Genomic DNA, 25,516 nt, shown 5'->3' with positions numbered 1-25,516 from the left:
AACACTTAAACGTCCACTCGGCAGCCTGCTGCTCACTACGCTGAATCCGTGAAATGAACAAAACCCATCGGCTGTGCCTCGTTCTGGGCGACCAGTTATCGTTTGATCTGGCTTCATTGGCCGGTCTGGATCGCGAACAGGACCGTGTGCTGCTGGTCGAGGTCATGGAAGAAGCCAGCCATGTTGCCCATCACCCGCAGAAGATCGCGCTGATTTTCAGCGCCATGCGTCATTTCGCTCAGGCGTTGGAGCAGCAGGGCTTCCAAGTGCAGTACGTAACCCTCGACGATCCGCACAACAGCGGCTCGGTGCCCGGCGAGTTAAAGCGCTGGCAGGCGCTGCTACAAGCCAACGAATTGCACATGACCGAATGCGGCGACTGGCGTCTGGAGCAATCGCTCAAGGAATGTGGCTTGCCGATCCATTGGCATGCCGACAACCGTTTCCTGTGCAGCCGCGACGAATTCCGTGCGTGGGCCGCTGGCAAAAAGCAGCTGCGCATGGAGTTCTTCTATCGCGAGATGCGCCGCAAAAGTCGCCTGTTGCTCAACGGTGACGGCACGCCGGTCGGCGGCGCGTGGAACTTTGATGCCGACAATCGCAAAGCCCTGCCCAAATCCGTCAAGGCGCCCTACCCGGCGGGTTTTACCAACGACGCCATCACCCTCGAAGTTCTCGCTCTGGTCAAGGAACGCTTCGCCAGTCACTACGGCAGCCTGGATGATTTCAACTATCCGGTGACGCATGCCGATGCCCAGGCATTGTGGGCGTACTTTCTCGATTACGGCCTGGCCGGATTCGGCGATTATCAGGACGCGATGGCCAGCAACGAACCGTTTCTGTTTCATGCCCGCATCAGCGCTGCACTGAACATTGGCTTGCTCGATCTGCGCCAACTCTGCGCCGATGTGGAGTCGGCCTATTGGTCCGGCAACATTGCCCTGAATGCAGCTGAAGGCTTCATCCGGCAACTGATCGGCTGGCGCGAATATGTGCGGGGCGTTTACTGGCTGCACATGCCGGAGTACGCCGAGGGCAATGCCTTCGGTAACACACGGCGCTTGCCTGAGTTCTACTGGACCGGCGACACACAGATGAACTGCATGCGCCAGGCCATCGGCCAAAGCCTCAAACACGCCTACGCCCATCACATCCAGCGCCTGATGGTGACCGGCAATTTCGCCCTGCTCGCCGGCATCGCGCCGAGCCAGATCTGTGAGTGGTATCTGGCCATTTACATGGACGCTTTCGATTGGGTCGAACTGCCCAACACCCTCGGCATGGTCATGCACGCCGACGGCGGCTACCTCGGTTCCAAGCCTTATTGCGCCAGCGGCCATTACATCAACCGGATGTCCGACTACTGTCGCGGCTGTGCTTACTCGGTGCGCGAAACCACCACTGACAATGCGTGCCCTTTCAATGCCCTGTACTGGCATTTTCTGATGCGCCACGGCGACCTTCTGCGCAGCAATCAGCGCATGGGCATGATGTACAAAAACCTTGATCGCATGCCGTTGGAAAAACAGCAGGCTTTGTGGCAACGCGGGCAGAGTCTGCTCGACAGACTGGATCGCGGCGAATCGCTATGAAAACGCGTGTGCCTTTGGCCCGTGTGCAACTTAAACATGGGGCCCCGGGTCAATGGCTGACAAAGCTTGTGAGGCCGATGGCTTGAGACACGCCAATTGAACGCAAGCCAACCATCAACGCATGAAGGGTGAACATCCTGAAACAGCTTACTCGCGAGGAGCTTGAGTCTGAGGTCACGCGCCTGCGTCTGGCCGTCAAGGCGACCTGCGACGCCGTCTGGGACTGGGATCTGAAAACCAATCAGGTCATCTGGAACGACTCGCTGCAACAGGCGTATGGCTACGCGTCAGCAGCCATCGAGCCGACCTGTGACTGGCGATTTGCGCAGATTCACACGCAGGATCGCGCGCGCGTGACAACCTCGATTCGCTCGGCCATTGACGGCTCTGGCACGACCTGGAGCGCTGAGTACCGCTTCCTCTGCCACGATGGTTCATACGCCGAAGTCCTGGATCGCGGACATCTGATCCGCAATGCCGATGGCAAAGCCGAACGCATGATCGGTGCGATGCTCGACCTGACCCGTTCGCGCAGCGCCGAGACGGCATTGCGCCAGAGTGAAGAGCGCTTCAGCACCATTCTGGAAACCATCGAAGCAGCTTTCGCCATCGTCAAAGTCAAATTCGACGCCGACGACCAACCCATCGACTATTTCTTTGTCGAGGCCAACCCGGCGTTCGAGCGTCAGGCCGGGGTCAACCTGCGGGGCAAGTGGGTCACCGAGTTTGCGCCCAACCTCGAAAAATTCTGGTTCGAGACCTACGGCCATGTGGCCAAAACCGGCGAGCCAGCAAACTTCGAAAACTATGCCAACACCTTCGAACGCTGGTTCGACGTGCGCGCCGTGCGTGTCGGCGACCCGGCCGATCGGCAGATTGCGATCTTCTTCAGCGATGTCACCGAGCGCCGCGACGCGCAAGAACGCTTGCGCATCAGCGAGGCCGTCGCCCGGGAAAACGTCGAGCGGGTACAACTGGCCCTGTCCGCCGGCGCCATTATCGGCACCTGGCACTGGCACCTGCCCAGCGATCGTTTCAGCGTCGATGAAGCCTTCGCGCGGGTGTTCGACCTCAATCCGGCTTGGGGTCTTGACGGTCTGAGCCTGGAACAAGTGGTGATGACCGTGCACCCGGACGACAGGGAAGGACTCACCACCGCGATCAACGAAGTCATTGCCCGTGGAGGTGCCTATTCGCACCAATACCGAGTGCGCGGCGCGGACGGCCAATACACCTGGATTGAAGCGAACGGCCGCGTCGAGTGCGCCGAAGACGGCACGCCTTTGCGCTTTCCTGGCGTGCTCATTGATGTCGAAGACCGGCGCAATGTCGAAGCCGAGCGCGACCGGGTCACCGCCGCGTTAAAAGCCCTCAACGACACACTGGAACAACGGGTCTCGGCGCGCACCGCAGACCTGATGCAGGCCGAAGAAAAGTTGCGGCAATCGCAGAAAATGGAAGCGGTCGGACAACTCACCGGTGGTCTGGCCCATGACTTCAACAACCTGCTGGCGGGCATCTGCGCCTCCCTTGAGCTGATGGACAAACGCATTGCCCAGGGTCGCCTGAACGACATCGACAAATACATGCAGATCGCCCAGGACGCCGCCAAACGCGCCACCGCCCTGACCCATCGTCTGCTGGCCTTCTCCCGCCGCCAGACCCTCGATCCACGGCCGACTGAAGTCAACGCACTGATTGCCGGCATGAGCGAACTGATCCAGCGCACCGTCGGCCCGAGTATTCGCCTGAAGACGGTCGCCGCCGCCGATCTGTGGCCGGCGCTGGTCGATGCCAGCCAACTGGAAAACGCCCTGCTCAACCTGTGCATCAACGCTCGCGACGCGATGCCCGATGGCGGCAGCATCACCGTCGAGACCGCCAATCGAATCCTGGATGCGGAATCCGCGCGCGTACGGGAAATGCCCGAAGGACAATACCTGTGCTTGTCGGTCGCCGACACCGGTACCGGTATGAGCGCCGAAGTGATCGCCAAGGCCTTCGACCCGTTTTTCACCACCAAGCCACTGGGCCAGGGAACGGGCTTGGGGCTGTCGATGATCTACGGTTTCACCAAGCAATCCGGCGGGCAGGTGCGGGTGCAATCGACCGTGGGGCAAGGCACCGTCATGTGCATTTACCTGCCGCGCTACCTCGGCGAAACGCAGCGCAATCAGGATGACACGCAAAGCTCAGCGACGCCTCATGCCAAGGCCGGTGAGACCATCCTGATTGTCGACGACGAACCCACCGTTCGCACGCTGCTCAAAGACGTGCTGAACGACCTCGGCTACAACTTGCTCGAAGCGGCCGACAGCGTTGAAGGTCTGGAAGCACTGCGTTCCAGCGCGCACATCGATTTGCTCATCACCGATGTCGGTTTGCCGGGCGGCATGAACGGCCGGCAAATGGCCGATGCGGGCAGGCAAATCCGGCCGAAGCTGAAGACCCTGTTCATTACCGGGTACGCGGAAAACTCGGTGATCGGCAACGGTCAACTCGGCCCGGGCATGCAGGTGCTGACCAAACCGTTTGCCGTCGACACGTTGGTGTCACGGGTTAGTGGCCTGCTGTCCATTGACGTCGAATGAGGGTTGCGCAGTGGATGTCATGAACCTGTTGCGCCCTGCCGTTTTCGCTTGATACAGCGCTTGATCGGCGCACTCGATCAGAGCGCTCACCGGATCCAGGCGCGGACCCCGCGCGGCGGCGATGCCGATGCTCAGGCTCACGCGGGTCTCGGGACTGGTGGGGTGGGCAATGTTGGCTTGCTGCAAGCGCTCGATTATCAGCTGCGCCACCACCTCGGCACCGTCAATATCGGTGTCGGGCATGATCACCGCGAACTCTTCGCCGCCGTAGCGCGCCACCAGGTCCGACGGCCGCCGCACACACTCATCCAGCATGTGACCGACGGTTTGCAGACAGGCGTCACCGGCAACGTGCCCGAGCGCATCATTGAACAGTTTGAAATAGTCGATATCGATCATCAGCAAGGCCAGCGATGAGCCGTCGCGCTTTGCCCGCCGCGCCTCTGTGGCCAGGGTCTGGTCGAAGCAGCGCCGATTCGCCAGACCGGTCAGCGCATCCTTCATGGCCAACAGTTCCAGCTGTCGATTGGAGCCGAGCAACTGCTGCTGAGCGATGCGCAGTTCGCCTTCAATCTGGGTCCGGCGCCGGATGTCGAGGATCAAAAACCAACCGATCAGACCAGTAAGCCCCAACAACCCCGCCACCACCACCGCCGACAACAGCGCCTCCGTACGCCACGCGGTGAGCGCTTCACGCTTGCCGATGGCAACCGTGGTGATCAGCGGCAATTTCTCGCTTTTGCGGAAGGCGTAGAGGCGTTCGACGCCATCCAGGCTGGAGGTATAAGAAGCGGTGCCGACCGATTGATCGACCAGGTACTTGGCGTAGATCGGCGACTTGGAAAAGTTGCGGCCCATGTCCTGCTCGCGGAACGGATAGCGCACCAGCAACGTGCCGTCGGTGTACGACAAACCGATGGCCCCTTCCTGCCCGACGTCGAGTTTGCCGAACAGGCGCAGGAAGTTTTCCACGCCCAACGTCACGGCCACCACCCCGGCGAACTCGCCACGATCATCGTTGAAACGGCGGCTGACGGTGATCACCCACTCCTGATTGGAGCGGCTACGGATGGGTGGCCCGATAAAAGGTTCGCGGCTCGGGTCGTCACGATGATGAATGAAATAGGCCCGATCACTGCTATTGGCCCCCGCCGGGATCGGTCGATTGGACGACATCAGCCAATGGCCCTGACGGTCATAGATGGTGATACCGCTCATTTGTGGCATCAACGGCTGCTGGCGGTTGATCAGCGCACTCAGGCGCTGGATCTGCGTGGGGCCACTGCCTTCGGTTTCCAGGCGTTCGACCAGCCCGAGCAACAGCAGCGAACTTTGCCGGACAATGCCCTCGGAATAGGTCTCGAGTGCCTGGGTCAGGTTCAACCCGTGCACATTGACTTCCTCCAGCGCGCGATCGCGCGAGGACAGCACTTTCCAGATGGTCAGCGACGCCAGGGAGCAGCCGATGACCAGCAGCAAGAGGATGACGAGGTGGGTATCACGCTTCACGAAAGTACCTAATGGAAAGTCCGGTTTCCGGTTCCGGCCGTTACTGATTCAAGGCAATAACAGCGGTCGTATGTCCTCGACCGGCGCAAGGATACAAGTAGCGCGACGAACGCGCAGCAACCATGTGACGGAACGTCGTTTTCAACCCCTTGGCGTTGTTTCGCAACGACAAGGCAGCGGCCTGCAACTTATATTCACGGCCGCTGGTCATTAGGCTTGCTGAGGTTGAATCCATCCGCAGACCTCGAACATTGAAGACACCGCCGTGGCCGCTGACCTCGATCGCCGCAATAATCTGTCACTGGACAGCCTGAACTTCTTCCTCGCTGACGTGCGCGACGGCCTCGGCCCCTACCTGGCCATTTACCTGTTGGCGGTGCATCACTGGGAACCGGCGAGCATTGGCCTGGTGATGACCATCGCCGGGGTCGCCGCGCTGATCACCCAGACACCCGCCGGCGCCTGGGTCGACAACAGCCGGCGCAAACGTGCGCTGATTGCGATCGCCGCGCTGCTGGTGACCGGCAGTTGCCTGCTGCTGCCGTTCGTGACGTCGTTCACTTGGGTGGCGTTGACGCAAACCCTGAGTGCGATGGCCGCGTCGATATTCGCCCCGGCCATTTGTGCGATTACCCTGGGCATGACCGGGCCACGGGCGTTCACCCGGCGAACCGGGCGCAATGAAACCTTCAATCATGCCGGCAATGCCTGCGCCGCCCTCCTCGCCGGCGTATTCGCCTATCTGTTCGGCCCGGTGGCGGTGTTCTATCTGATGGCGGCCATGGCCCTGGCCAGTGTCATCGCCATTGCCTGCGTATCGCCAGAAGCGATCGACCATGATCAGGCCCGCGGACTGGACCCGGCCGACGCTGGGCATCGCCAGCCTTCCGGTTTGTCGGTGCTGTTGAGCAACCGGCCGCTGCTGCTGTTCGCCATTTGCTGTGCGCTGTTCCACCTCGCCAACGCAGCGATGTTGCCGTTGGTGAGCCAAAAACTGGCGCAAGCGAATTTGCAGATGGCCACCCCGCTGACCTCGGCCTGCATCGTCGCGGCGCAACTGGTGATGGTGCCGGCGGCATTACTGGTCGGGGCGAAAGCCGATGTGTGGGGACGCAAGCCGCTGCTGCTGGCCGGATTTCTGATCCTGCCATTGCGCGGTGTGCTCTATACGCTGTCGGACGATGCTTATTGGCTGGTCGCGGTGCAACTGCTCGACGGCGTCGGCGCGGGTCTGTTCGGCGCCTTGTTTCCGATCATGGTCAAAGACCTTACGCAAGGCACTGGCCACTTCAATGTCAGCCTCGGCGCACTGACAACGGCCTTCGGACTGGGCGCGGCATTGAGCAACGGCCTTGCCGGGTTCGTTGTGCAACAGGCTGGTTACAGCGCGGCGTTTCTGACCCTGGCCGCTATTGCGGCGGTGGCGGTTGTGTTGCTTGGGGTCGGGGTTCCGGAAACCCAGCGCAGCGGTCGTCAGGCTGAAAGCGGATTGGTCGAGGCCAGCACCGAATCCTCTGTGTAATCCCTATCCCTTCCCTGCCCTCTCATTGCCGCCATCTCGTGTCTGCGCGGCGTTGAAAATCCAGATTCAGTGGATCAGGCAAGCAATCCAGAGGAATGCACTTCGGCGCCGAGGCGCTGATCGAGAGAATGTTCGTGCACAGGCTCAGACGAATAAACCCTCAATCGCAAGGACATTCCAGTGAAAGGTTTTTGCTTGGCCTTCGGGCTGCTCTTCAGTACTTTTTCAGCCATGGGAGCCGATATGTCGAACGGCGCAGACAACTTCTACACCAGCGATAAAGTGACCGTGGAAAAGGTCACCTTCAAGAACCAGTACGGGATGAAGGTCGCAGGCAATCTGTTCAGCCTGAAAAACCTCGACCCACAGTCAAAAAATGCCGCAATCATCGTCGGCCACCCGATGGGCGCAGTGAAGGAGCAAAGTGCCAATCTCTACGCGACCAAAATGGCCGAACAAGGCTTCGTCACGCTGTCGTTCGACTTGTCCTTCTGGGGCGAAAGCGAGGGCCTGCCACGCCAGTCGGTTGCGCCGGACATTTACGCCGAAGACTTCAGCGCGGCGGTGGACTTTCTCGGCACTCGCCCACTGGTCGATCGCGAGCGTATCGGCGTGATCGGTATTTGCGGCAGCGGCAGCTTCGCCATCAGTGCCGCGAAGATCGACCCACGTTTGAAGGCGATTGCCACTGTCAGCATGTACGACATGGGCGCCGCCAACCGTAACGGCCTCAAGCATTCGCTCACGCTAGCGCAACGCCAATCCATCATTGAACAGGCGGCGCAGCAGCGTAACGCGCAGTTCTGGGGCGGCCCGGTCCGCTACACCGGCGGCACACCGCTGAAACTCACCGGCAACGCGGTGGGTGACGAGTTCTACGACTTCTACCGCACACCGCGTGGTCAGGTCACGCCAGCCGGCGCTTCACCGCAGACCACCACCATGCCGACGCTGATCAGCAATGTGAAGTTCATGAACTTCTACCCGTTCAATGACATCGAGAGCATCTCCCCGCGCCCGCTGCTGTTCATTGCCGGTGCTCAGGCGCACTCCCGCGAATTCAGTGAAGACGCTTACCAGCGCGCGGCCGAGCCCAAAGAACTGCTGATCATTCCAGGGGCCGGCCATGTCGACTTGTACGACCGGGTCAACCTGATTCCCTTTGCCAAATTGACCACGTTTTTCAGCCAAAACCTGAAGTAACGCCATCGTAACGCTGCCAGCGCTTTAAAGCGCAGACACGACAAAGCCTGCTTTTCAGGGCAGGCTTTTCGTTTGCAGCGCGCAGGCTTACTTTTGCTGAGCGGTCAGCGCCGAGTAGCTGTTCATCAGGTTGCGGTAGTTCGGGATCCGCTGCGACAGCAGATTACCCAGCCCTTCAATGTCGTTGCGCCAGTCGCGGTGCAGCTCACACGCCACCGAGAACCAGTTCATCATCTGCGCACCGGCCTGAGTCATGCGGCTCCACGCGGCTTGTTGCACGGTGGTATTGAAAGTGCCCGACGCATCGGTCACCACAAACACATCAAACCCTTCCGCCAGCGCCGACAGGGTCGGGAACGCTACACACACATCCGTCACCACACCGGCAATGATGATCTGCTTACGGCCGGTGGCTTTGATCGCCTTCACAAAATCTTCGTTGTCCCAGGCGTTGATCTGGCCTGGACGAGCGATGTACGGCGCATCCGGGAACATTTCTTTCAGTTCCGGTACCAGCGGGCCGTTCGGGCCTTGTTCGAAACTGGTGGTGAGGATGGTCGGCAGTTCGAAGAACTTGGCCAGATCCGCCAGAGCCAGCACGTTGTTCTTGAATTCGTTGGGCGAGAAGTCCTGCACCAGGGAAATCAGGCCGGTCTGGTGGTCGACCAGCAGCACGATGGCGTCGTCTTTGTTCAGGCGGTTGTAGGTTGGAGTGGTCATGGTCTGCGTCCCTTTTGAGTTTTTGAAGTTGTTGTTGCGTTCAAGTTGGGTACAGATTACTGACGCACGGGGACGGGATAAATCGGCTGAAAAGCGTTTCACCGTCCACTCAAACAGGACAATCAGGCAATAAAACATGCTCCGCTCCGAACTTCCTGGCGATCCTTGTCATACTGTTGCGATGCATTGCGTATGAATAAAGGAGAGGTTCATGCTCGGACGCCGTCCGCCAGAGCCGAACACCGAAGACCCAAGCAGAGCCGCCTCTGCCCGCAACGCCGTGCGCGCCGGCTCGACATTCCGCCTTACGGTCAGCTTTATGCTGGTGGTGGTACTGGCCTTTCTGACGGTCGAGAGTTGGCGCACCTGGCGCGACTATCGCGCTGCATTCGCCTCCGCGCGCGATTCGGTGACCAACCTGGCCCGCGCCACTGCACAGCATGCCGAAGACACCATTCGGCAAATGGATGTGCTGACCGCCGCCCTGAGTGAGCGGATCGAAGGCGATGGCCTGCAGAACCTCAATGTGCCGCGTATTCACAAACTGCTGGTGCAGCAATCGAAAATCATGCCGCAGCTGCATGGCTTGTTTATCTACGGGGCGGATGGGCAGTGGATCGTTACCGACAAGGAGGTCACGCCCGAGACCGCCAACAATGCCGATCGCGATTACTTTCAATATCACCGCAGCCATGATGATCGGCAGGTGCGCATCGGTGATGTGGTGGAAAGCCGATCGACCCATGACCTGATCATTCCCGTATCCCGCCGCCTGAACAATCCCGATGGCTCGTTCGCCGGGGTGCTGCTGGGCACGGTCAAGGTCAGCTACTTTGTCGACTATTACGGCGACTTCAGGATTGATGACAAAGGCGCACTGGTGCTGGCCAGACGCGACGGCACCATCCTCGTGCGCCGGCCGTTCATCGCCTCGGTGATCGGCAAAAGCCTGGCCAACAGCGAGATCTTCAAGGTCTACCTGCCCAACGCCAACGCCGGTATTGCGCAAGTCCGCGCGGTGGTCGACGACACTGAGCGGTTGTATGGCTATCGCGCGCTCACCACCTATCCGCTGGTGGTCGAGGCCGGGCTTTCACGGGACTCGATCATCGAACCGTGGCAGCAGGATTTGCTGAAAAACGGCTTCGTGCTGGTGTTTCTGATTTTGGTGCTCAGCGGTTTCGGCCTGGTGGTGCTGCATCAGTTGCGCCAGCGCATGGCCATGGAGCGGGAAATTCGCTACGCGCACCAGACCATGCGCGACATGGCGCTGACCGACAGCCTCACCGGGCTGGGCAACCGCCGACGCCTGGACAACGCGCTGGTGGACGAAATCCGTCTGGCGCGGCGACAGGGTTCGGCGCTGTCATTGATCATGCTCGATGTCGACCACTTCAAACGCTACAACGACCAGTATGGCCATGCGGCGGGCGATGATTGCCTGAGCGCTGTCGGGCAGGCGATCCAGCAAGCGGTCAAACGACCGAGCGACCTGGCGGTGCGCTACGGCGGCGAAGAGTTCACCGTGCTGCTGCCCAACACCGACAATGCCGGCGCCATTCAGGTTACCGAAGACATACTGCAGGCCATCCGCGCACTGAAACTGGAGCACGCCGGGCATCCATTGGGCTATGTCACCGCCAGCGCCGGGATTACCACTTGGCATCCAGTCGATGACACGGTAACCCCGGCGACCCTGTTGAAAGCGGCCGATACCTGTCTGTATCAAGCCAAGCAGCAAGGCCGCAACTGCTGGCGCTCACAGGGCAAGCAACCCGACGTCGCGGTTATGAGCTAATAACACCTTCATTAAACCGTCGCTCAAACGTTGTACTAGGATAGGATCCAATGCCTGAGGTTTTCCGTCGCTCAAGGAGATCGTCGACGGTACCGCCGGCATTTTTGTATTAACGCAACTCATGGACGACACGCATATGAATTCACACCTGTTCCCCCACATCGGCAAAGTCATCGCGAGCACCGGCAGCCGGCACTTTCCGCGCATGCTGCATGACCTGATCCTGACGCAACTGGCGGTAGACGCCACGCACATCCGGCAGATGCGTGTCGAACCGGTGGGCCGCGCGTCGAGCCGCAATGAGCCGGAGCCGCTGAAAGAGCCGGCCCTGCTCGCCGAAACGGTATTTTCCGAACACAGTGCGGCTGCCCATCATTTGCAAAGCCCGCCGGCCTCGGCCAGTGCGGAAGCCTCACAACTGCATCTGACCCGGCGCAAGGACGGTTACCGTTACGTGATTTCGGTCTACCGCAACGGCGAGTCGCAGCGCTTCTCCGCGCAGGAGCGCAGCCTGTTGCAGGACATTTCCCCGGTGCTGCTGCCGATGGTGGAAAAACACATCAACGCCCTGCAACCGGCCAGCCTCGAGCCAGAGACCCCATCCGACGCCGCCGAAGGCACCGGCCTGGAAACCTTGCGCCTGCGCTTCGATGAACGCTTGGTGCAACTGGGCCTGAGCCTGTCGAACCGCGAAACCGAAGTGTGTGTCGGCCTGCTCGCCGGGCGCACGGCGCCGGAACTGGCTGAACAACTGGCGTTGAAGGTCAACACCGTGGAGAGTTATCTGAAACGGGCGGCGATCAAGTTGGGCATCAGTGGGCGGCATTCGTTGATGCGCTGGATGTATTCGCCGTTGGAGACGTTGGCGTCGAGTGCGGCTTGATACGCAGGGATTGCGACGCCTTTGGTATTTGGGTGGGTCAGTTGGATCTACCCCCTCACCCCAGCCCTCTCCCCCAAGGGGGCGAGGGGGAAAGGGAGCCGATCTTTGTGCTTTTCAAACCTGAGTTCGGCTCGGCATCTCACGTCGGTGTAACTCGAAAGAACACCGCGATCAGTCCCCTCTCCCTCTGGGAGAGGGTTAGGGTGAGGGCAATCCCGCGACGTGCACCAATGCCTGATTCACCGCCAATTCCCCCAACATCACGACCTGAGCAATGCCCCAACAGGTTTGATGAGGGCCGCTTTTAATCCCGCGCCAACGCCTCGATCGGATCAAGCCGCGAAGCATTCCGCGCCGGCACAAAGCCAAACACAATCCCGATCAACGTCGAGCACACCACCGCCGTCAGCACCGACGCCAGCGAAAACACCATCTCCCACTCTTTGATAAACACCGAAAACAAATGCCCGATCGCATACGACAGGGAAATCCCGATCGCCCCGCCCAACAGGCACACCATCACCGCCTCCACCAAAAACTGCTGACGAATGTCCGACTGCCGCGCGCCCACCGCCATGCGAATACCGATTTCCCGCGTACGCTCGGTCACCGACACCAGCATGATATTCATCACCCCGATACCACCAACCACCAGGGAAATCACCGCAATCAGCGACAGCAACAACGCCAGCGAGCGGCTGGTTTTCTGCACGGTCTGCAAGACGCTGTCGAGGTTGTTGGTGAAGAAATCCTTGGTGCCGTGGCGTTGCAGCAGCAGTTGAGTGACGTGCTCTTCCACCACTTTGCTCGGCTGGCCGTCCTTCATGCGCACGCTGATGCTGTCCAGATATCGTTGGCCCAGCACTCGTCCGGCGGCGGTTTCGTAGGGCACCCAGACGTTGAGGGTCTTGCCGGAGGCAAAAAGGCTTTTATCCTGCGCGGCCACACCGATCACCGTGCACGGCAGGTTGCCGATCAGGATCACCTGTCCCAACGGATCCACGTCTTGCCCGAACAGGCGCTGCCGGGTGTTGTGATCGATGACCACCACCTGCGCCTGGCGCCGCGCATCGTTTTCGCTGAACGGGATACCCGCCGCCATCTTGATCCCGCGCACCTTGAAGTACTGATCGCTGACGCCGTTGACCTGTGCATCCAGGTCAATATTGCGATAGCGCAGCAACAGACTGCGGCCGATCATCGGCGTGGCGCTGTCGACGTAATACAACTGATTCAGCGCGGTGACATCGGCAGGTGTCAGGGTTTCGATGGCCGCTGCACGTTTGTCGCCGTAACTGCTGCCGGGATAGACATCGATGGTGTTGCTGCCAATCGCGGCGATGTCCTTGAGTACGTAGTTCTTCGCGCCCTCCCCAACCGCCGAAATAGACACCACCGAGGTGATGCCGATGACGATGCCGAGCATGGTCAGCAAGGTACGCATGCGGTGCGAGATCAATGCTACCCAGGCCATGGCGAACGCTTCTTTGAACAACCCGAGACTGGCGACCAAACGCCGCGACGCAGCCGCTTTCGGTGCCACCGGTTCTTCGCTGAGCAGGTGCGTGGTGTCGCGCTCGTTGGCGCGGTCGCTGAGAATTTCGCCGTCACTGACTTCGATGATGCGCTCGGCGTTGGCCGCGACTTTCGGGTCGTGAGTCACCAGAATCACCGTGTGCCCCGCCGCGTGCAGCTCCAGCAGGATGCGCATCACCTCCTTGCCGCTGGCGGTGTCGAGAGCGCCGGTCGGTTCGTCGGCGAGGATCACTTCGCCGCCGTTCATCAAGGCGCGAGCGATACTCACGCGCTGCTGCTGACCACCGGAAAGCTGGCTCGGCCGATGCGTCAGGTGCCCCTCCAGTCCCAGCCGCGCCAACAATTCACGGGCGCGGGCATGGCGCTGAAGCTGCGGCGTGCCGGCATAGATCGCCGGCATCTCGACGTTGTGCATCGCGCTCAAATGCGGCAGCAAGTGGTAACGCTGGAAGATGAAACCGAAGTAGTCACGGCGCAGTTCGGCGAGTGCCTGATTGTCCAGATCACGGGTTTCCTGGCCGTTGATCTTGTAGCTGCCGGCGGTAGCGTAATCGAGGCAACCGAGGATGTTCATCAGCGTCGATTTACCGGAACCCGAAGCGCCGATGATCGCGACCATTTCCCCGGCATTGATCGTCAGGTTGATGTTTTTCAGCGCGAGAAACTCGCGGTCGCCAGCGGTGAAACTGCGGGTGATGCCGGTCAGTTGGAGCAGCGGCTCAGTCATGCTCAGGCCCCCGCCACATTGGTCAGCGGATCACCGATGACCACGCGATCGCCTTCAGCCAGACCATCGTTGATCTGCACTTTGACATTGTTGTTGATCCCGGTCTGCACATTGCGCGACTGCGCGTGGCCCTTGGCGTCCAGCACCCGTACCGGAAAACTGCCATCGGCATTGCGCGGGCCGAGCGCCGCCACCGGCACGGTCAGCACTGCCTTGGCGGTGTCGAGGATAATGCGCACCTGCGCGGTCATCGAGATGCGCAAACGATGGTCGGGATTGGGCACCTCGAACAAGGCGTTGTAGAACACCGCGCTGCTTTGCTTCGGTGTACCGGCGGGCGGCGTTTCAAGAAAGTTCTGTGGCGCCGGATCGGTGCCGCGCAATTTCGCGTAGTAACGTTTGTCCTCGCCAAGAATGGTGAAATAGACCTCTTGCCCCGGTGCAATGTGGATCACATCGGCCTCGGACACCTGCGCCTTGACCGTCATAGTGTCCAGATCCGCCAGTTTCAGCAGGACCGGCGCCAGTTGGCTGGCGATCACCGTTTGCCCTTCCTGTGTCACCACGCCGACCACATCGCCATCGATCGGCGCGACGATGCGCGTATACGCCAGATTGACCTTGGCCGTGTCGATCTGGATATGCGCACTTTTGATCTGCGCATCCAGCGACATCAGGTTGGCCTGCTGCACCTGATAATCCGACTCGGCGGTTTCGAAATCCTGGCGCGAGATCGACGCGTCGTCCTGCAAGTTCTTGTAGCGCTCGTAAATCGCTTTGGTCTGCCTCAGTTGAGCCTGGGTCGCGCGTTTTTGCGCTTGCAGGTTTTCCTCATCGACCTGGGCCTGACGCAGGGTGTTCTGTAACACCAGCGGATCAATTTCCGCCAGCCACTGGCCCTTCTTCACCTTGTCGCCAACCTTGACCTTGAGCGACTTCAACTGCCCGGACACTTGCGCGCCGACGTCCACTTGCTTGATGCCTTCGAGCAACCCGGTGGCCAGCACCGCGTTTTCAATATCACTGCGTTCAACCGGCGCGGTCAGGTATTGCGGCGCCTCGGCCGGTGCCTGCACCGCGTAGAACGCCAATCCCGCCACTGCCACCAACGCCAGACCCATACCGACTTTGCGCAACTTCGACTTTTCCATAAATAACCACAAGTCCGTTCAGGGGTGAGCCCGGCCAGCGGCCGGGCTCTGGTAGATAAACAACAATCAGGAAACCACTTGCCCGGCCGGCACTTTCAGGCCGTCATGCCACCACGCCGCGAGACTGAAGACGTTGGGCGCCTTGAGAATCGTGAAGTGGTTGCCCGGCCCGTACCACACCGCCAGATCCGCAACCTGGCGTTGCCAGCCTTCGACCATCGCCGCTTGCTCGCGCTGATTGCCCCACGCATCCAGCGTCGGGTCATCGACCAGCGCCAGCCGCACCGGCCCGGTGTAGGCCCGTTGCGGTTGATAGACCGTGCGCAAGGCCGTGGCGAAGGTGCGCACCGGGCCATACATCGCCTGCGCTGACGAACGCGCAGACAACACACCGGCACGCACCATGCCCTCGTGCAACAGGCGCATTTGCGTGGCGTCATCAGCCTCGGCGAACGCCAGCGGATCAATGCCCAACGACTTGCCGCTGGACAGTTGCAGCGTCTCGATCAAACGTTCCAGCGCGGCAGTCGTGGTGTACGGCTTGCCCGCCGTACCGTTGCCGCCGGGCGATTCACTGTCGATCAGCGTCAACGACGCCACCTCGCGCCCGATCGCCTGCAACTGCGCCGCCATGGCATGCGCGACCCAACCGCCGAACGAATGGCCGATCAGGTGCACCGGGCCTTGCGGATACAACTGCTCGACGGCTTGCAGATAACACGCGGCTGCCGCTTCTACCTGACTGTGCGGCACGCCGCTGCCATCCAGCCCGCGCGGTTGCAGGCCATAGATCGGCCATTCCGGGCCGAGCGCTTCGGTCAGGTGAATGAACCCGGTGACACTGTCGCCCGCCCCCGGCACACAGAAGATCGGCGCATGCCCGGCGTGCCCGCTCTGGATCGTCAACAGCGGCTGATAGGCCTGTGGCTCCGGGGCCTGCGCAGCGGCCATCGCCTGACTCAAGGCCTGGCCGAGTGCCTGGATATCCGGGTTTTTCATCATGCTGCGGTGATCCCCCGGCACATCGATGCAGTGCAGCCAGTCGCTGGCGACTTTCTGCTCCCAGCCACGGGTCGGACTCGGCTGTGCCTGCCCCGGCATCAATCCCTGCGCGCGGAACAAGTGCACCGGCTGGCTGGCCGGGCTGACCCGATAATGCGCCAGCGCCAGGCCATGAGCGGCCTCACGATCGAAGTAACTCCAGGCATCCGCCGCCGACAGTGCAGCCAGTTCCGGGTCAGGCAATTGCTCTTCGCAGCAGCGCTGAAATAGTTCGTCGAAGCCGATCAGCTCGACTTCAGCCTCAAGCCTTTCGACGTCAGTCAATGCTGGCAGCCCTTCTTCTCCACGCATCTGCGAACGCGCGCGGCAGTGCTCAAGCAATTGACGCTTGTCGCGATGCTCGCCGCTCCAGCGGGTTTTATCCTGGCTGGCCGGATGCGGCGCGTAGGTATCGAGCAGGCCGACAAACGCCACCGCCTCATCGAGACCGAGCAATTGCTGCGCGACTTCATACGCCAGCAAGCCGCCGAACGACCACCCGGCCAGACGATACGGCCCATGCGGTTGCACCGAGCGGATAATCCCGACCAGCCGCGCGGCCATGCACTCGAGGGTGCGCAGTTGCGGCTGCCCCAGTGGCACGCCGGGTAAACCGTAAATCGGAAATTCGCCCTCGATATGCAGGCCCAATGCCGGGAAATAGACGTCCCGGCCGCTGAACTCATGAATCAGGAACAGCGCATTGCCGCCCTCGCCCGGTCGCACCACGACCAGTCCTTCCGGATGTTCGGGCGCTTCGCTGCGCTGACTGAGCAACGCGGCCAGCGCTTCGATACTCGGACGCTGGAACAGCTCCGCCAGCGTCACCTGTTGCCCCGCACGTTGCAGCAGGTTGACCAGACGAATCGCCAGCAGCGAATGCCCGCCCAATTCGAAGAAGTTGTCATGGCGCCCGACCTGATCGACCTTGAGCACCTCGCCCCACACCTGCGCAAGCAAGGTTTCAATCTCGCCTTGCGGTGCTTCGTAGTGGCGGCTAAGCACCGCGTCCAAGCTCGGTGCCGGCAGCGCCTGACGGTCGATCTTGCCGTTTGGGCTCAACGGCAAAACGTCGAGCGCGACAAACGCGCCCGGCACCATGTACTCGGGCAATTGTTCAAGGATGAACGCGCGCAGCGTGTCGATAGTGGGCACTGCACTGCCGTCACGGACAGTGAAATACGCGACCAGACGCTCGTCGCGCATCAGCACCACCACCTCGCGCACCTGCGGATGCTGGATCAACCGCGCTTCGATTTCACCGAGCTCCAGACGCAAACCATGCAGCTTGACCTGGAAGTCGTTGCGCCCGAGGAATTCGAGGTTGCCGTCAGCGCGGTAACGCACCAGATCGCCGGTGCGATACAGGCGATCGCCGGCCACGAACGGACTGTCGATAAAGCGCTCGGCCTGCATCTGCGGCAGTCCCATATACCCTCGCGCCACGCCGATACCGCCGATGTGCAACTGGCCAATGACGCTCAGCGGCACCGGTTGGTCATGGGCATCGAGCACATACAGGCGGGTATTACAGATGGCTTTGCCGATCGGCAATTCAGTGGACGGCACGGGCATGTGCGGTTCCAGTGTCCATGCCGTGCTGTCGACCGTGGCTTCGGTCGGGCCATACACGTTATGCAGGCGCACCCACGGCAGGTGCTGGCGCACAGCAGCGGCCAGCGCCGCCGTCAGCTCGCCGCCACCGCAAAAAACATCGGTCAGGCTGGTGCATTCACTGACATCCTGCAGTTCTAGAAATTGCTGCAACAGCGCCGGCACAAACTTGACCACCGTAATCCGTTGCTGACGAATCACTTGCGCCAGATACGCCGGTTCCCGATGGCCGCCGGGCCGTGCCAGCACCAGGCGCACACCGGCCGTCAGCGGCCAGAAGAACTCCCACACCGAGCCATCGAAACTGAACGGCGCTTTCTGCAACAACGCGCCTTCCGGGGTCGGCGAGCAGATCTGCGAGCCCCAATGCATCAGATTGCACAGGCCACGGTGTTCGAGCATCACGCCTTTCGGTGTACCGGTCGAACCCGAGGTGTAGATCATGTACGCCAGATTCGAAGGCGTCAGGCCAGACACCTGCGGATTGCTCGCCGATTGTTGGTGCCAGGTGCATTGGTCAAAATCGATCAGCGCCACTTCGCTCTCGACGAACAGCGATCGGGTGGCGGTGTGTACCAACACCACCACCGGCGCGCAGTCCCTAAGCATGAAGTCGAGGCGCTCCGCCGGGTAAGTCGGGTCCAGCGGCACATAGGCACCACCGGCCTTGAGAATGCCGAGCAGCCCGACCACCAGATCGAGTCCACGCTCGACGCACAGCGCCACCCGCGCATCCGGCCCCACGCCTTGCTCACGCAGGTGATGCGCGAGGCGGTTGGCACGGGCATTCAGCTCGCGATAGGTCAGGCTGTGTTCGCCCGACTGCACGGCGATGGCGTCCGGCTGACGACGCACCTGTGCTTCAAACAGGCTCTGGACCGGTTGTTCGACCGGGCAATCGACTTGCGTCGCGTTGAAATCACCGAGCAAGCGCTGCTGTTCATCCGCCGCAAGCAGATTGACCTGCGCCAACACGGTCTGATCATCACTGACCAGCGCCGCCAGCAAGCGCTGCAAGTAACCGCTAAAACGCTGTACGGTCGCCTCATCGAACAACGCCGTGGCATAGCGCAGTGCGCCACGGATGCCTTGCGGGTTTTCCCCCAGGCTCAGCGACAGGTCGAACTTCACAAAGTGATTTTCCCCGGCCAGACCTTCCAGCGTCAGACCGCCCAACGCCAGGGCGGGCGCGACGCTGCTGTCCCAGCTCACCAGGGTCTGGAACAACGGGGAGTGGGAAAGGCTGCGCACCGGCCGGGTAATTTCCACCACGTGTTCGAACGGCAGATCCTGATGCGCCTGCGCCGCCAGCGTCTGCGCCTTGACCCGTGCCAGCAGCGCTGCACCGGTCAGATCGCCCGAGGTATCGATGCGCAACGCAAGGGTATTGACGAACATGCCGATCAACCCTTCGATTTCGGCGCGGGTGCGGTTGGCCACCGGCGAGCCAATGACCACATCGGATTGCCCGGACAGGCGCGCGAGCAACATTGCCCAGGCGCTCATGAGCACCATGTACGGCGTCACGCCGTGGCGCTGACACAACGCCTTGAGACCGACGCTGGTCTGCGTGTCCAGCACGATCTCGACACTGCCGCCGTGGTGATCCTGTTGCGCCGGGCGCGGACGGTCGGTCGGCAGGCTCAACAAGGCCGGGGCACCGGCCAGCGTCTGCTGCCAGTAATTGCTCTGGCGCTGCAGCACCTCGCCGCTGAGCCAGCGCCGCTGCCACACCGCGTAATCCGCGTATTGCAAGGCCAGCGCTGGCAGTGGATCTGCCTCGCCACGGCTGAACGCCTGATACAGCGCCATCAGTTCGCGGGTCAGCACGCCCATCGACCAGCCGTCGGAGATGATGTGGTGCATCGTCAGTAACAGCACATGGTGATCATCGGCCAGACGCACCAGCCGCCCGCGAATCAATGCGTCATCCTGCAAGTTGAACGGCGCGCGCGCTTCTGTTTCGAGCAAGGTGCGCAAGGCCTCTTCGCTCTGCGGCTGTTGCCGCCAATCTTCCTCGATCAGCGGCAGGCCACTGTCAACCGGGGCAATCAAAACCTGTGCTTCGTCATTCAATTGTCTGAAACGACTGCGCAGGGTTTCGTGACGAGCGACGATCCGCGCCAATGCCCGTTGCAGGGCCACAGCGTCGAGTCGGCCGCGCAAATGCAGGCCCAAAGGAATGTTGTAGGCGGTATTGCCGCCGTCCATCTGCGCGAGGAACCACAAGCGTTGCTGGGCGAACGACAACGGCAGCACCTGATCGCGCGGCGCCGGCAGAATCTGCGGCAAACTGCTGCGTTCGGCCTGACTCAACACGTCAGCGACTGCCGCCAGTTCCGGGTTGGCAAACAGATCGGCCAGCGCCAGTTCCACACCCAATTGCTGGCGCACCTGGGAGAGCATGCGCATGGCCAGCAATGAATGGCCGCCGAGTTCGAAGAAGTTGTCATGGCGACCGACCTGTTCGACCTGCAACACCTCGGCCCAGACCTGCGCCAGGCTTGCTTCGAGTGGATTGGCCGGTGCCTCGTAGGCCCGACTGAGCAGCGCCTCCTGCGTCGGTGCCGGCAGCGCCTTGCGATCAACCTTGCCGTTGTTGTTCAACGGCAAGACATCGAGTTGCACCCACGCTGTCGGCAGCATGTATTCCGGCAGACGCGCGTGCAATTGGGCGTGCAGTTCAGCGCTGTCCAATTGCTCATCGTGCGCCGTGTAGTACGCCACCAGACGCGGGCTGTCCTGACCGTCACGGCGCGCCAGCACCACTGCTTCCTTGATCCCCGGGCAATTGAGCAGGCGATTTTCGATTTCCCCCAGTTCGATGCGGAAACCACGAATTTTCACCTGATCGTCGTTGCGGCCGATGCAGTCGAGTTGCCCCGGCGCCAGCCAGCGCGCAAGGTCGCCGGTGCGATAGAGCAACGCGCCCGGCGTCTCGCTGAACGGATCGCGGAGGAACTTCTCGGCAGTCAGATCCGGCCGGTTCAGGTAACCCAGCGCCACACCCTGCCCGCCGATGTACAACTCGCCGGTGACGCCCAGCGGCACCGGTTGCTGCCAGGCATCGAGCACGTATACCTGCGTATTGCCGATCGGCCCGCCAATCGGCACGCTCTCGGCGTTTTCTGCCACTTCGCGCACTTCAAAGGTGGTGGCGTAGGTGGTGGTTTCGGTCGGGCCGTAGCAATGCACGATGCGCAACGCGGGTGCTTCGGCCAACAGACGACGGAACGCCGCCGGATCACCACGTTCACCGCCACACAAGAGGATGCGCAAGCCCTTGAGCGCCTGCGCAATCAATTGCACGTACTGGTTGAACAGCGCGGTGGTGACGAACAGGATCGTCGCGCCACTGGCACTCAGTTCGCGGCCGAAGGCATTCGGATCGAGCAGGGTTTGATGGTCAATGATCACTACGCGACCGCCATTGAGCAGCGGCCCCCAGATGTCCATGGTGCTAGCATCGAACGCCGGGTTCGAGGCGAAGACCACACGATCCTGAGCATTGAAATCGGCATAACCGTTATTAAGCACCAAGCGGCCGATGCCCCGATGCGGCACCATCACCCCTTTCGGCGTGCCGGTGGAACCCGAGGTGTACATGATGTATGCCAGCGTCTCCGACGACTGCAACAGGTTCGGATTGTGCGTCGGCTGGCCGCTGAGGGTCAGCATGTCCAGATCGATACGCGGTGCGGCGTAGTCGATGACTTCGCCGCTCAAGGTCAACAGCGCCACTGCGTGACAGTCCTCGACCATGAACGCCTGGCGCTCGCTCGGTGCATTGATGTCCAGCGGCACATAGGCCGCCGCGCATTTGGCAACGGCCAGTTGCGCCACCAGCAACTCCAGCGAACGCGGCAGCAGGATCGCCACGTGGTCGCCCGGTTGCACGCCCTCTTCGACGATCAAATGATGGGCCAAACGGTTGGCCTGAGCGTTCAGCTCAAAGTAGCTCAGTGAATGTGCGCCATGCACCGCTGCCACAGCTTTGGGATGCGCCGCAGCCTGCTGTTGGAAAATTCCGTGCACGGTCAGTGTTTGCGGGTAGTCACGCGCGGTGGCATTGAAGTCGTACAGCAAGCGCTGGCGCTCGTCGTTTGCCAGCAATGGCACACGTTCCAGCACCGTTTGATCATCGGCAACCATCGCGTCGAGCAGACGCTCGAAGTAGCCGATGTAACGCTTGATCGTCAGCGCATCGAACAGCGCCGTGGCGTAGTTCAGCGTGCCACGAATCACCCCGTTGACCTCGCCCAGTGTCAGCGTCAGGTCAAACTTGGCGACCTCGCCCGGCCCGGCAACACCCTCCAGTGTCAGCTCGCCCAACGCCAGTTGCGGGCCGACGCTGCTGTCCCAGCTCAGCGTGGTCTGGAACAACGGGCTGTGCGCCAGACTGCGCACCGGTCGGGCGATTTCCACCACCTGCTCGAACGGCAGGTCCTGGTGCGCCTGCGCCTCAAGTGTCCGCGCCTTGACCTGTGCCAGCAGCGCTTCGACGCTCGGGGCGCCCGAGGTGTCGATGCGCACGGCCAGCGTATTGACGAACATGCCGATCAGGCCTTCGATTTCAGCGCGGCTGCGGTTGGCCACCGGCGCACCGATCACCACATCGGTTTGCCCGGACAGACGACTCATCAACAGCGCCCAGGCGCTCGTCAAGGTCATGAACAGGGTCGCGCCGTGACGCTGGCTCAACGTTTTAAGGCCAGTGCTCAAGCGTTCGTCCAGCAACACCTCGACGTTGCCGCCGGTGTAATCCTGCTGCGCCGGTCGCGGGCGATCGGTGGGCAACGTCAACAAGGCCGGCGCGCCGTCGAGGGTCTGCTGCCAATAGTCGCTTTGCCGCTGCAGCACTTCACCGCTGAGCCACTGACGTTGCCACACGGCGTAGTCACCGTATTGCAAGGTCAGTGGCGGCAGCGGATCAGGCTGACCGTGGCTGAACGCTTGATACAACGCCGTCAACTCGCGGGTCAGCACGCCCATCGACCAGCCGTCGGCGACGATGTGATGCACGGTCAACAGCAACACACAGTGATCGTCGGCCAGGCGCACCAACCGTCCGCGAATCAACGGATCGTTGTGCAGATCAAACGCTGTCGAGGCTTCCTGCGCCATCAATCCCTGCACGGTGTGATCGGCTTGCAAGTCCTGGCGCAGATCTTCCACGCGCAAGAGCAAACCGCTGTCGACCGGAGCAATCGACACGTGGGCGCTGGCGTCGATGCGGATGAAACGGCTGCGCAGGGTTTCGTGGCGGGCAACGATTTGCGCCAGCGCCGCTTGCAGGGCATCGATGTCAAGTCGACCGCGCAGACGCAGGCCAATGGGGATGTTGTACGCCGAGTTGCCACCCGTCATCTGCGCCAGGAACCACAGACGTTGTTGGGCGAAGGACATCGGCAACGGTTGATCACGCGGTGCCGGCACAATGTCCGGTAGCGCACTGCGCCCGGCGCGATTCAATACTTCAGCGACTGCGCTCAATTGCGCGTCGGCAAACAGGTCACTCAGCGCCAGTTCCACGCCGAGGCGCTGACGGATCAGCGAGACCATGCGCATCGCCAACAGCGAATGACCGCCGAGTTCGAAGAAATGATCGTGACGACCGACCTGTTCGACTTGCAGCACTTCGGCCCAGATCTGTGCCAGTGCGGTTTCCAGCTCGCCTTGCGGCGCCACGTATTCGCGGGTCGGCAACGCGGCCAGATCCGGTTTCGGCAACGCCTTGCGGTCGACCTTGCCATTGGCGGTCAGCGGTAAAGCCTCGAGCCGGACAAACGCTGCCGGCACCATGTAATCCGGCAACTGCGTCAACAGCTGTGCGCGCAAGTCGCCCACTGCCAGTGGCTCGGCCCCGGTCTGTTCGGTGAAGTACGCCACCAGTCGCGGCTGGCCGGGTTGGTCCTCACGGGCCAGCAGCACCGCTTCGTTGATACCGGGGAGCTGATTGAGGCGGGTCTCGATTTCTCCCAATTCAATGCGCATGCCACGGATTTTTACCTGGTCGTCGTTACGCCCCAGGTAGTCGAGCGAGCCGTCTTCGCGCCAGCGGGCAAGGTCACCGGTGCGGTACATGCGCGCATTCGGCAAGGGGCTGAACGGGTCGCGCAAGAAGCGCTCGGTGGTCAGGTCGGCGCGGTTCAGATAACCCCGGGCCACCCCCGCCCCACCGACGTACAACTCGCCCATGACGCCCATGGGCACCGGACGTTGCTGCTCGTCGAGCAAGTAGACCGCCGCGTTCGCCACCGGTTGGCCGATGTGCAACGCCGCACCGACTTCAATACGTCCCGAAGTGGCGACCACAGTGGCCTCGGTCGGGCCGTAGTTGTTGATCACCGCGAAGCGCTGCTGACGGCTGAACTGACGCAAGCGATCGCCACCGATCAGTAGCGTATGCAAAGTCGGATGGTCGAAGTTCTGGCTGAACGCGTACTCAGCAATCGGCGTTGGCAGGAAGCTCACATCCAGTGGTTGCCCGCGCCACCAGTCGAGCAAGGCATCGACGTCTTCCGCGCCGTCGTGAGTAGGAGCCAGATGCACCGTCGCGCCCGCGCACAGGGCCGGCCAGACTTCCCACGCCATCGCATCGAAGCCAAATCCGGCAAGGCTTGAGGTGTGGCTGCCGGCGCGCAGGTCGAACGCTTCACAGTGCCAGTCGACCAGATTGGACAGCGTCTGATGCTCGACCATGACCCCTTTGGGCAGACCGGTCGAACCCGAGGTGTAGATCACGTACGCCAGATGCGTAGCGCTCAGGTCCGGCACCGCAGGGTTGTGTTGCGCCTGCGCTGGCCAGGCGCACAGGTCGACATCGATCACTGGCACCTTCAGTTGCGGCAGTTTCTCGTGCAGATCGCTTTGCGTGAGCACCGCGACCGGTGCGCTGTCGCTCAGCAAATAACTGATCCGCTCGGCGGGATGCGCCGGATCGATCGGCACATAGCCGGCACCAGCCTTGAGGATGGCGACCAGACCGACCAACGTATCCAGACCCCGACGGGCAACGATGGCCACGCGGTCATCGGCTTTCACCCCGATGGCGATCAAGTGATGCGCCAACGCATTGGCCTGACGATTGAGCTGCAAGTACGTCAGTGGCTGTCCGCCAAACAGCGCGGCCACGGCTTGCGGACGCTCGGCGACCTGCGCTTCGAAGCGCTGCGCAATCGTCAGCCCACTTGGGTAGTCAGCCCCGGTCGCGTTGAAGCCCGCCAGCAACTGTTCACGCTCGTGCACCGGCAGAATCGACAACCGATCAAAACCCACATGCGGCGTGTGCTCCAGCGCATCAATCAAGGTGCACAACGCACCCTGCATGTACCCGCAGATACGCTGTGCATCAATCCCCGCACCGGCCAATACCTTCAGGCGGAAGTCTTCGCCGAGATCATCAACGCTGAGGGTCAGGCGATAGTTGGTGTGCTCCTCGGCATCGAGCAATTGCATGCCGTGCCACGCCGCTTGCACCTCGGCCGATATCGGCCCGACCGGGGTGCTGTGACGATAGTTGAGCAACGTGCTGAACAGCGGCGTACCCGCCGGCATCGCGCTGCACTGCTGCACCTGCGCCAGTTGCGCGTGCTCGTGAGCAAGCAACTGACTCAAGCGTTGATGGGT

Annotated in this window: 11 protein-coding genes (1 of these 11 running past the window's edge); 6 read left to right on the top strand and 5 right to left on the bottom strand. The window is 61.5% G+C overall.

Going from position 1 to position 25,516, the window contains the following annotated elements; genetic code table 11:
* The first annotated feature begins 53 nt into the window (after positions 1–53).
* Together HUW52_RS14585 and HUW52_RS14580 are read left to right on the top strand one after the other, a co-directional pair.
* Positions 54–1,592 carry a cryptochrome/photolyase family protein gene (locus tag HUW52_RS14585; RefSeq protein ID WP_175554037.1) on the top strand — a complete coding sequence of 513 codons (1,539 nt, stop codon included), beginning with the start codon at positions 54–56 and terminating at the stop codon, positions 1,590–1,592.
* A gap of 128 nt (positions 1,593–1,720) precedes the next feature.
* Positions 1,721–4,183 (top strand): PAS domain-containing protein, encoded by a 2,463-nt coding sequence (locus tag HUW52_RS14580; RefSeq protein ID WP_175554036.1) that lies wholly within the window; start codon positions 1,721–1,723, stop codon positions 4,181–4,183.
* On the opposite strand, the gene HUW52_RS14575 is transcribed toward HUW52_RS14580, so the two are convergent.
* Entirely contained in the window at positions 4,145–5,692 is a 1,548-nt protein-coding gene (locus tag HUW52_RS14575) for a sensor domain-containing diguanylate cyclase (protein WP_175554035.1), read from the bottom strand. The two genes, HUW52_RS14580 and HUW52_RS14575, sit on opposite strands and share 39 nt — an antisense overlap.
* A 265-nt stretch (positions 5,693–5,957) precedes the next feature.
* On the opposite strand from HUW52_RS14575, the gene HUW52_RS14570 reads away from it, so the two are divergent.
* Both HUW52_RS14570 and HUW52_RS14565 read left to right on the top strand, forming a co-directional pair.
* Positions 5,958–7,214 (top strand): MFS transporter, encoded by a 1,257-nt coding sequence (locus tag HUW52_RS14570; protein WP_175554034.1) that lies wholly within the window; start codon positions 5,958–5,960, stop codon positions 7,212–7,214.
* A gap of 231 nt (positions 7,215–7,445) precedes the next feature.
* Positions 7,446–8,417: an alpha/beta hydrolase gene (locus tag HUW52_RS14565; RefSeq protein ID WP_198431116.1), complete on the top strand. Its 972-nt coding sequence runs from the start codon at positions 7,446–7,448 to the stop codon at positions 8,415–8,417.
* A gap of 87 nt (positions 8,418–8,504) precedes the next feature.
* Here the strand turns inward: HUW52_RS14565 and ycaC are convergent, their stop codons facing one another.
* Positions 8,505–9,137 (bottom strand): isochorismate family cysteine hydrolase YcaC, encoded by a 633-nt coding sequence (gene ycaC / locus HUW52_RS14560; protein WP_007916011.1) that lies wholly within the window; start codon positions 9,135–9,137, stop codon positions 8,505–8,507.
* Positions 9,138–9,348: 211 nt separating this feature from the next.
* Between ycaC and HUW52_RS14555 the strand changes: the two genes are divergently transcribed.
* Together HUW52_RS14555 and HUW52_RS14550 are read left to right on the top strand one after the other, a co-directional pair.
* The gene (locus HUW52_RS14555; RefSeq protein WP_175554033.1) at positions 9,349–10,935 is read left to right on the top strand and encodes a sensor domain-containing diguanylate cyclase; all 1,587 of its coding nucleotides are present in this window, start codon (positions 9,349–9,351) and stop codon (positions 10,933–10,935) included.
* A 136-nt stretch (positions 10,936–11,071) separates the two neighbouring features.
* Entirely contained in the window at positions 11,072–11,818 is a 747-nt protein-coding gene (locus HUW52_RS14550; RefSeq protein ID WP_175554032.1) for a helix-turn-helix transcriptional regulator, read from the top strand.
* A gap of 304 nt (positions 11,819–12,122) precedes the next feature.
* On the opposite strand, the gene HUW52_RS14545 is transcribed toward HUW52_RS14550, so the two are convergent.
* The 3 genes from HUW52_RS14545 to HUW52_RS14535 form a co-directional block, all read right to left on the bottom strand.
* Positions 12,123–14,081 (bottom strand): MacB family efflux pump subunit, encoded by a 1,959-nt coding sequence (locus HUW52_RS14545; protein ID WP_175554031.1) that lies wholly within the window; start codon positions 14,079–14,081, stop codon positions 12,123–12,125.
* A gap of 2 nt (positions 14,082–14,083) precedes the next feature.
* Positions 14,084–15,232 (bottom strand): macrolide transporter subunit MacA, encoded by a 1,149-nt coding sequence (gene macA, locus HUW52_RS14540; RefSeq protein WP_095118444.1) that lies wholly within the window; start codon positions 15,230–15,232, stop codon positions 14,084–14,086.
* A gap of 66 nt (positions 15,233–15,298) precedes the next feature.
* Positions 15,299–25,516, bottom strand: partial view of a non-ribosomal peptide synthase/polyketide synthase gene (locus HUW52_RS14535; protein ID WP_175554030.1) — the 3' portion only. The gene runs 7,629 nt beyond the window's last position; 10,218 of the gene's 17,847 nt are visible here — the last part of the coding sequence; its start codon lies beyond the right edge, outside the window; the stop codon is at positions 15,299–15,301.

The sequence above is a fragment of the Pseudomonas sp. 43A genome (assembly GCF_013363935.1).
GTDB classification, from domain to species: domain Bacteria; phylum Pseudomonadota; class Gammaproteobacteria; order Pseudomonadales; family Pseudomonadaceae; genus Aquipseudomonas; species Aquipseudomonas crudilactis.
Note: the sequence above shows the minus strand (reverse complement) of the source record. Positions and strands in the feature narration are given on the sequence as shown.

Excerpts from the sequence above, each read along its gene's own strand:
- macA (WP_095118444.1), bottom strand. The coding sequence starts at position 15,232 with ATGGAAAAGTCGAAGTTGCGCAAAGTCGGTATGGGTCTGGCGTTGGTG.
- ycaC (WP_007916011.1), bottom strand. The coding sequence starts at position 9,137 with ATGACCACTCCAACCTACAACCGCCTGAACAAAGACGACGCCATCGTG.
- HUW52_RS14550 (WP_175554032.1), top strand. The coding sequence starts at position 11,072 with ATGAATTCACACCTGTTCCCCCACATCGGCAAAGTCATCGCGAGCACC.
- HUW52_RS14585 (WP_175554037.1), top strand. The coding sequence starts at position 54 with ATGAACAAAACCCATCGGCTGTGCCTCGTTCTGGGCGACCAGTTATCG.
- HUW52_RS14555 (WP_175554033.1), top strand. The coding sequence starts at position 9,349 with ATGCTCGGACGCCGTCCGCCAGAGCCGAACACCGAAGACCCAAGCAGA.
- HUW52_RS14545 (WP_175554031.1), bottom strand. The coding sequence starts at position 14,081 with ATGACTGAGCCGCTGCTCCAACTGACCGGCATCACCCGCAGTTTCACC.
- HUW52_RS14565 (WP_198431116.1), top strand. The coding sequence starts at position 7,446 with ATGGGAGCCGATATGTCGAACGGCGCAGACAACTTCTACACCAGCGAT.